The sequence below is a fragment of the Rhodococcus sp. P4_B6 genome, from assembly GCF_056402215.1.
In genome coordinates, this window is record NZ_JBFUHV010000282.1 from 1 (window position 1) to 7,383 (window position 7,383).

Genomic DNA, 7,383 nt, shown 5'->3' on the forward strand with positions numbered 1-7,383 from the left:
TCAACGGGGCACGCCGGTACTTGTTCAACGGGGCACGCCGGTACTTGTGGAGGGCCGTCGACCATCATGGGAACGTCCTCGATATCCTGGTGCAGGCTCGCAGGGACGGTAGGCTCGCAGGGACGGTAGGCCGCGACTCGGTTCTTCCGGAAACTGTTGAAGAAACAAGGGTGTCGGCCGCGGCTACCGGTCACCGGTCACCGGTCACCGGTCACCGGTCACCGACAAACTCGGCTCCTACCAGGTCGCGCACCGGAACATGATGTCGTCGGTGGAGCACCGGCAATCGAAATATTTGAACAATCCGGCGGAGAACTCCCACAGTTCGGCTCGCCTGCCCTCGTCGAGCAGGTGCGTCATCCGTGTCCACGTCTCGAGCCGGCGCCCTGGTCCGCGCGGTAGCGACATGCTCGAGCTGTGCCACACCCGGGCGCACCACCCGCGACGAGGATAGGTACTCGCACGCTCGACCGAACAGCAGCTTCGGCGAATCGTGCTCCATCGCCCGGGCGAACGGAAACTCGTCGATAGTTCCTTCCACTCGGCCATATCGGTGGTGCGCCGGCCGCCTGTAATACAGGATCTCCCGAAGGTGATCGGTGAGGGTCTGCTCCCGGACGGCATGGCCGGCCAACTCGTCGACCGGTAACTCCAGTCGGTTGGCCGGCCGCGCCACCGCCACCTCCGGTGCGGCTCGCACCTCGGCGGGCGCGAACCCCAGCCACGGCAGCGCGCACAGCTGCACGGCTGCGCCCAAAACGGTTGCGGCACCAGAAAACTGGCGCTTTACTCTCTCATCCGCCCCGGTCGGTGTGACATGGCGGCTCGACGCCGCACAGGTGATCTCCGGGAATCCCCGAAATTGTGTCAACTCCTCCTCCGGTGAACACATAGCGCGTCGCCACCCCGGCCCCCTCACCGCCCGGCCGTCGAGACGGGCAGAACGAGACCGGGTCGTCAGTGGGGCATCACTCTCACGCAATCGTTGTTTTTTCGCTGGAAACTACGCAGTGCCCTACTTGGCGACTACTCGCCCCACGGATCGCTCTCGTGAGGGCCACTCGCAACGGCTCCGATCACGAACGCCAGGGCGATCCCGCCGCCGACCACTGCCCCGGCCATCGTTCTGATGACGCCGAGGACGGCGCCGAGTACTTCTTGCGACCTATCGCTTCGCTGCTTCACCACGGCTGCCGCCTCGGAACCTTGTCGGCGATGTACTGACGCTCCTGCTCAGTAAGTGTACGGAGTCGTACGCTGCGCATGGGGAGTTGCTCCACAGCTCATCGGCAGTTTCGGGCCGGAGTCGGAGAGGAGCCCTTTGGGCCGCAATCGATCGAATACGGTGGATATCTGGAGTCGGCGGATGAGCATCCACGATGTCCGCGACGATAGGCACCGCGCCCATCGGATGGGTCATGGACGCGGCGGTGCCGGCAAAGGGACTTTTCTGGAGTACGACGGGTGCCGATGGCAGAGTGCTACGGGGTTAGTCGTTGCCGTACTCGGGCTCTAAGTAGTCGGATTCGTCGTCTTCGATCTCGAACTCCAGAGGCATGTTCGCGTGTTCTACCAGAGATTTGTCCGAGAGAACCAAGCCGCAGTCACCGCAGGCGAATCCGTCGGTCGCAACCTCCCGAATGAAGCCAACGTAATCTCCGGACGGGGTTGTCGAACCTATGTAGTCCGAGTCGAGTGTCTGATCCCCGTAGATCCATCCCTGTCCCCCGCATGCGGGACACCGGTGGCTTTCCGCGTAGGAGGCCATCACGCGGGTTCTGGTTCCGATGTCTGCTCGCTCGCGCTCGGTAGCCTCACCTCGTTGCAGTCGCTCGTGACGTTCTTTGGCGACCTTGATGAGGGTCGTCAAGCGTTGTTGGGCGTGTTTGTTCGCTCGTGCGAGCACCGATTCAATTTCCTCGCGGCGATCGACGCCTACGTACTCTTCGAGATGCCGCTCCTGCGACGCCAGCAAGAGACTCACGAGCGGCCAGAACCGATCCCACCACGTGTCGTCTACACGGATCGCCGACGCGGAGTGGACATAGGCGTTGCGATCCCGCGCTACCAGGCCGGCGCGCCCGGCATCGAATCCTTGCACCACTCTGGCGCACCGGGAATACACCGTTGTCGCCGCGATCGATACGAAGTCACCCGACGACCGAATCGCGCCGGCCGCGGCGAGAAGAGAGTCCCCTCCTCGGTCTCGGTCGTTGTTACGGATGTCGGCGATCAACGTGGGGTGGATCTTCGCAAGCGTGGCCTTCCCCAACAGTTCGAGGGCAGAGGAAGCCCAGAATCCTTGCTCATCGGGACCGAGCTCGGGATCCAACGCCTTGTTGATGAAGTTCACCGACTTCACCCAGAGTGCGCGGTACTCAAACGGTGCAATCACCGGGTCTCCTGACTGACGAGGATCCTACGGAGCACTTTGTGCGGCGCATCGGATGCGTCTCGACCATGGAGAACGTGGTGATTGTCGAGGATCAATAGTTTCCCCGGATCACCCCAACGATGGACGTAGTCGGGTTCGGTCCCGCGAACTAACCGACACACCCGGCGTGCACGGGCGTCGGCAGGTGTCATGCATCCTGGGTCGAATCGCACGTAGTGCCCTGAGTAGGCCGACGCGTAAAAGAGGTTTTGGGCGCCACCATCGACCAGGAAGATTCCGTTACTCCAATCTGCACGCTCGGATCGACCGGTGAACAGAGGGTTTGCCCTTGCTACGAACGTTTCCGAGACGTCGTCGGTGACCTCACTCCCTGATTCCAGGACGACGTACTTGGGAGGCTCCGGCAAGTGGGCGCCGTCGGTGTGCAGCGGGAGAGCTTTCGACCCGTGGATCTTGCTCAATGAACGCGGCTCAGCCGATTCGGATCCGGTCGGTCGCAGCTCACTGATTACGTTGTCGGTAGTCCGGGCCTTGGTCGTCGAGTAATGCTCCGACTGGTCGACGAACCCGCACATTCCCTCGATAGTCCCCGCTATAACTGCCCAACCTGCTCTGGCGGCCTCTTCGAGCCCCCGCTCATAAATGCTCTTTGTCGCTGCATCGCGTATCGGTGAGTCGGACAAGCGCGATATCCCCTTCTTCTTCTACGGGCGTTCCGCCCGGGTTCGTTGCCTTAATCACCCGCGGTCGTGATCCGAAGATCGACCATTCCGAGCGGATGCGCCCGGGCGAGGAGTCAGTTTCGCAGGGACAGGGGAGCTGCTCGGCTGCGGCGCCTCCCGCGGGTTACTGGGGGCGTCCAATGCCGCCAGTCGACGTGCGTCATACGCGGCCGCGAGCGCCGGATCAACGCTCCCCGTGGCTTCAGCCGACGCCTCCGGCCGACGCCTCCGGCCGACGCCTCCGGCCGACGCCTCCGGCCGACGCCTCCGGCCGACGCCTCCGGCTGAGTGCGTTCGGCGCGGCAGTTCTTGGTGGAGGGCATGTCGCGGCGGGCGACGTTCCACTCCGCGACCGCCTCGGATGCGGTGGGGGAGCCTTTCCCATTCCTTCCGCAGGCGGGGCAGCGACAAGTCCTTTGCGAGATGGCCGCCGCCGCTTCGCACCGTGCTCCTTCGACGGGCGCACCGCGACCTTGTCGCCGCCGACGACGTCGTTGCGGCCGGATGCCAGGTGTGGACGCACAATCAACCCTTGCCCCCGCAGACGTCGCACGAACTCAGCTTCCGTTTTCGATGCGGCCGCGCACGCCCGCACCCGGCGCGCGGGGAGTTCTCGGTCCAACTCGGTTGCACCTTCGCGGGCGGCGCGGTGCAACTCGGCGCGGTGGTAGCCACGCTCACCGGTCTCGGCGTTGCGAGGCTCGAGCACTTTCAACGCGTGCTTATGTTCGAGCATATTCACAGTCTCGCTGGCACGCCTCCAGTCGCGGTAGAGGTCGACCTTCGTGCCATCCTCGCGCACCGCGGAGGCGGCGATGTGGTTGCGGTCATTTCCATTCGCGGACAGGCCGTGGCGAACCGCGAACCGCGACCCAGGGGCGGGGAGCGGCCGGAGGTTTCGGTGAAGCCCATCTCGTCCATGAACTCCCGCGCGATCGCGCCCCGGTCGGCTTCCGGTTGGGTCATCGCAGACCTCGGCGCCGCCCGGCACTGGTACGAACGCGCCGCCGACGCCGGCCACACCGACGCCATGAACAATCTCGGCATCCTGCTCGCCACCCAGCTCGAGCCGCCCGAGCTCCCGTTGATGACGACCCACCGTGCCAGCCTGATCTTGGTTTCGTCGTCCGGGTACAGCCGCAGGTAGGCGTCCCGGGTGACCACCAAGGCAGGCTGCAGCTGGGTATCGGTGATCGAGACCAGATCGGCCAGGTCACCGAGGTCGTCCCGGGTCCGGTAATCCGAGATCCGTGACTGCCGAAGCGAGGCCACGATTCCCCAAGATCGGCGCCCGATCGTCACCGCAGTCGCCACGCGGACGGAACGGTACACAGGACGGTTCGCCGTGATTCGGGTCGTTCGACATGTCAGACCCGGTTTCCGGGCCTGTCAGGTGGCCAGCCAGAGGCGCCGCCGCGTAACGGCCCTTCATCCGCTCAACCACGTCGGGGCGCAGGGGAGTGGGCGGGGAATTCTCCAGATATTCGGTCAGCTGCCGGAAGAAGGCCGCGGCGTCCATGCCGAAATCGGCCATGATCGTCTCAGCGGGGCCGCCGCCATGGGCGCACCACCGCACTTCGAACGCCACCATCCGATTCACCTGAGTGGTTCCCACGGGTATCGCTGTTTCTGCGTCGGCCGTGCCGCGTCCGCATCCATGGTCCCGACCTCGCGGCCGTGGTCGCCGCGGTCCATGCGATCGAGGTGCTGCTTGATCCACGTGGTCGACCACGCGGACCGAGGGGGTGAGCAAGGAGCCTGGTTGGTCATCGGGCGATGCCTTTCCGGTCGAGGCCCGCGCTGGAGGGGAGGGCGGTGAGGGAGCAGAGCGGTGAACGCGGTCGGTCGAGGATCGGAAACGTCGGTGCACGTTCTGCCGTGGTAGCAGGGTGTGCGAGTGCGGCGTGGAATGCTTCGGCGACGGTGTCGAAGCAGCGCACCGCTGCGCCGATTCCGATCCGGTCCAGGGTCGAGTGCAGGCCGGCCAGGGAGGCGACGGTCAGGCGGCATCGCTGCTCGGACAACCGGGTGGCGGCGCCGTCGAGTGCGGCCAGTCCGGCGCATCCGATGAACGGAACGTGCAGGAGGTCGACGACCACGCTGCGACCGGTGAGCACCGCCTCGGCGAGGCAGGCGTTCAGTATCGGGGCGGTGACGACGTCGATATCGCCGCGCACCCGGATCACCCCGGGGCCGCCGGTGGGTTCGTCGATGTCGATGCGAAATCCGGGTTCACCGGGATCGGCGTTGTCCCACCGGTCGGTTTCGGACAACGAGGACTGCACCAGTTCGGGAGAATCGAAGATGGAGCGAAAATAGGCCATGGGTGGCTCCCGGAGTGTGACCGGCTGCGGAACCGCACCGAACCCTGCAACGAGGGTCTTCGACACATGGGCCGACGATCCCGAACCGGTGGCGGGCAGTGTCTACCAGGCTGTGGTCTCAACCTCAGATCAGAAGATAACGCGCCGTCCCGCAGAAGAAACCCTGCACACGTGAGGGTTCTTACCGTCCCGTGCACGATGTCAAGGGGCGCGTGCAGGTTGAGTAGCCAGACGTGGGTGGACAGGGCGGCGACGCACGCGCACCAGGCGGGATCGGCGGCCAGCGCCATGCCGGCGGGCGATGTGTGTCGATGGTGGGGCGGATCAGGTCGGCGCTGCTGCCGTGCGATCAGACACCCGGGCGGCGACCGTACCGGACAGACACATCAGCAGCGCGGTGCGCATGTGGCGGTCCAGACCGTCCGCAGAGACGATTCGGGTGAGCGCGGCCCGCAATCCGGCCAGATCACCGTCGGCGAGCAACCGACTCAACTGGTCGGCCAGACGCCGGATCCGCCGACGGGGCCACTCCAGCGAGAAGGAAGGTATGAGACCGGGYCGACCGGGTTCGGGGCCGGCCCGGTTCCGGTTCCTGGACGCCACCGGGACCGCGCCCGTTGGGCATTGAAAATCGGTGGGCAAGAGTGTCATACGGATCAAATTGACATGATATAAGTTGCCGCAATCCGAATAGCGTTGCGCAACAACCATTCGCGAAGTCCGGTGCCGGCCCACCTCGCCCGTTCGAGATGCCTGGGTTCCTGAGGTCGAGCCTCGGACCGTAGCTGCTCGGCGGTCTGATCGCCGTCGCGATCGGGCTGGTCCCGTATCAGCGTGTGGTCGGCGGGATGCCGATCTCCCACGCCGGGGCCTTTCTGCTCGGTTGCCCCTCGCGGTCATCACCGGGGGAATCATCGTGTTAGAGCGATGGATTGGTCGCGATATACGTGGTATTGAGTTCGGACGGCGACACCGACTCGGCGATCACGCCGGCCGCGGCGATCAGCATCTGATCCGTGATGCCGACTGCGTGCGCGTCGAGCAGTCCACGAAACACCCCGGGGAAATGCGAGCACGTTGTTGATCGGGTTGGGAAAATCCGACCGTTCGGTGGCCACCACTGTGGCGTGCTCGCCGGCCGCGACCCGGGTCGACCTCGGGGACCGGGTTGGCGAGCGCCAACACGATGGAATCGTCGGCGGTGTCGTCAGGCGACAGGATCCCCTTCCGCCCGCACGCGATGGGGGTCCCGCCCTGGGCGACGAGCAACCTGATGACGACGTGCCCGGCGCCGTTCCGCCGTCACCGGCCCTCCGGTGAGGCTTTCGGTCCGATTCCCAGCTCCACGACCGTCCCCGGGGTCACCGGGATTCGGTGACCCGAGGATCGCCCGAAAGAACGGGTACACCAGGGCCAGCACAGCATGAGCAGACAGCGATTTTCATCGCGTATTCGGCTTGTCCGAGAGGAGATTCCTGCGCGAAGGTAAGGCAACCCCCTCCGCACCCCGCTTCCGATTCAGAGTGAACAACCCGGAAACACCGCAAACCTTCCCGGACCGTCGACGCAGCTCCGGCCTATCCAGTGCTCGGTCCGGGAACGACCAACGCGGGCGTCGAGCAGCACATCGAGCCCAGCAGCCCAGCTACTCAGCGGGTTCGGCGTGTCACGTCAGTCGCGGAGCTCGCCGATGTCTCCGACCCCTCCCTGCAGGTGCATCCGGCYGTCGGACAGCCTGTAGGTGACGCCGGCAATAGCGCAGGCACCACTTCCGACGCGATCGGCGATGATGCGCGAACGCTCCATCAGGAGAGCCCCGGTCTCCACGACGTGGCGGCCTTCGAGTTCGTCGACGGTGGTGAGGCCCTCTTTGCGACCCATCATGATCGACGGCGCCACCCGTTCGACGATGCTGCGGATGAAGCCGTCCGGGACCTTGCCC

7 protein-coding genes and 5 pseudogenes are annotated in these 7,383 nt (G+C 65.3%); 2 read left to right on the forward strand and 10 right to left on the reverse strand.

The genetic code is table 11. From position 1 onward, the window contains the following. Nucleotides 1-334 (forward strand): annotated as a pseudogene (locus AC1DWT_RS48325) (DDE-type integrase/transposase/recombinase); the annotation flags it as partial. Nucleotides 335-460: 126 nt separating this feature from the next. Here AC1DWT_RS48325 and AC1DWT_RS48330 read toward each other — a convergent pair. The 4 genes and pseudogenes from AC1DWT_RS48330 to AC1DWT_RS48345 form a co-directional block, all read right to left on the reverse strand. Then, nucleotides 461-892: pseudogene (locus AC1DWT_RS48330) on the reverse strand (DUF4158 domain-containing protein); the annotation flags it as partial. A 134-nt stretch (nt 893-1,026) separates the two neighbouring features. Next, nucleotides 1,027-1,188 (reverse strand): hypothetical protein, encoded by a 162-nt coding sequence (locus AC1DWT_RS48335; RefSeq protein WP_206015677.1) that lies wholly within the window; start codon nt 1,186-1,188, stop codon nt 1,027-1,029. 301 nt (nt 1,189-1,489) lie between these two features. Next, nucleotides 1,490-2,395, reverse strand: coding sequence for a hypothetical protein (locus tag AC1DWT_RS48340; protein WP_206015678.1), 906 nt, complete (start codon nt 2,393-2,395; stop codon nt 1,490-1,492). Next, nucleotides 2,392-3,078, reverse strand: coding sequence for a TauD/TfdA dioxygenase family protein (locus tag AC1DWT_RS48345; RefSeq protein ID WP_206015679.1), 687 nt, complete (start codon nt 3,076-3,078; stop codon nt 2,392-2,394). The genes AC1DWT_RS48340 and AC1DWT_RS48345 overlap by 4 nt, the downstream gene beginning before the upstream one ends. 940 nt (nt 3,079-4,018) lie before the next feature. Here AC1DWT_RS48345 and AC1DWT_RS48350 point away from each other — a divergent pair. Continuing rightward, nucleotides 4,019-4,264, forward strand: a complete 246-nt coding sequence (locus AC1DWT_RS48350; protein ID WP_167372150.1) for a hypothetical protein — start codon at nt 4,019-4,021, stop codon at nt 4,262-4,264. Here the strand turns inward: AC1DWT_RS48350 and AC1DWT_RS48355 are convergent. The 6 genes and pseudogenes from AC1DWT_RS48355 to AC1DWT_RS48380 form a co-directional block, all read right to left on the reverse strand. Next, nucleotides 4,198-4,347: pseudogene (locus tag AC1DWT_RS48355) on the reverse strand (peptide transporter); the annotation flags it as partial. The gene AC1DWT_RS48350 and the pseudogene AC1DWT_RS48355 sit on opposite strands and share 67 nt — an antisense overlap. Beyond that, nucleotides 4,331-4,708, reverse strand: a complete 378-nt coding sequence (locus AC1DWT_RS48360) for a hypothetical protein (protein WP_338051505.1) — start codon at nt 4,706-4,708, stop codon at nt 4,331-4,333. The pseudogene AC1DWT_RS48355 and the gene AC1DWT_RS48360, both read right to left, overlap by 17 nt. A 175-nt stretch (nt 4,709-4,883) precedes the next feature. After that, complete coding sequence (locus AC1DWT_RS48365; RefSeq protein WP_206015681.1) at nt 4,884-5,441, reverse strand: STAS domain-containing protein; 558 nt, start codon at nt 5,439-5,441, stop codon at nt 4,884-4,886. A gap of 324 nt (nt 5,442-5,765) precedes the next feature. Beyond that, a complete protein-coding gene (locus AC1DWT_RS48370; protein ID WP_477925988.1) occupies nt 5,766-5,933 on the reverse strand; it encodes a hypothetical protein in 168 nt (55 codons plus the stop codon). 448 nt (nt 5,934-6,381) lie between these two features. Beyond that, nucleotides 6,382-6,731, reverse strand: a pseudogene (locus AC1DWT_RS48375) (malic enzyme-like NAD(P)-binding protein); the annotation flags it as partial. Between the two features lie 381 nt (nt 6,732-7,112). Then, a pseudogene (locus AC1DWT_RS48380) lies at nt 7,113-7,383 on the reverse strand (carbonic anhydrase); the annotation flags it as partial.

Excerpts from the sequence above, each read along its gene's own strand:
- AC1DWT_RS48360 (WP_338051505.1), bottom strand. The coding sequence starts at position 4,708 with ATGGTGGCGTTCGAAGTGCGGTGGTGCGCCCATGGCGGCGGCCCCGCT.
- AC1DWT_RS48365 (WP_206015681.1), bottom strand. The coding sequence starts at position 5,441 with ATGGCCTATTTTCGCTCCATCTTCGATTCTCCCGAACTGGTGCAGTCC.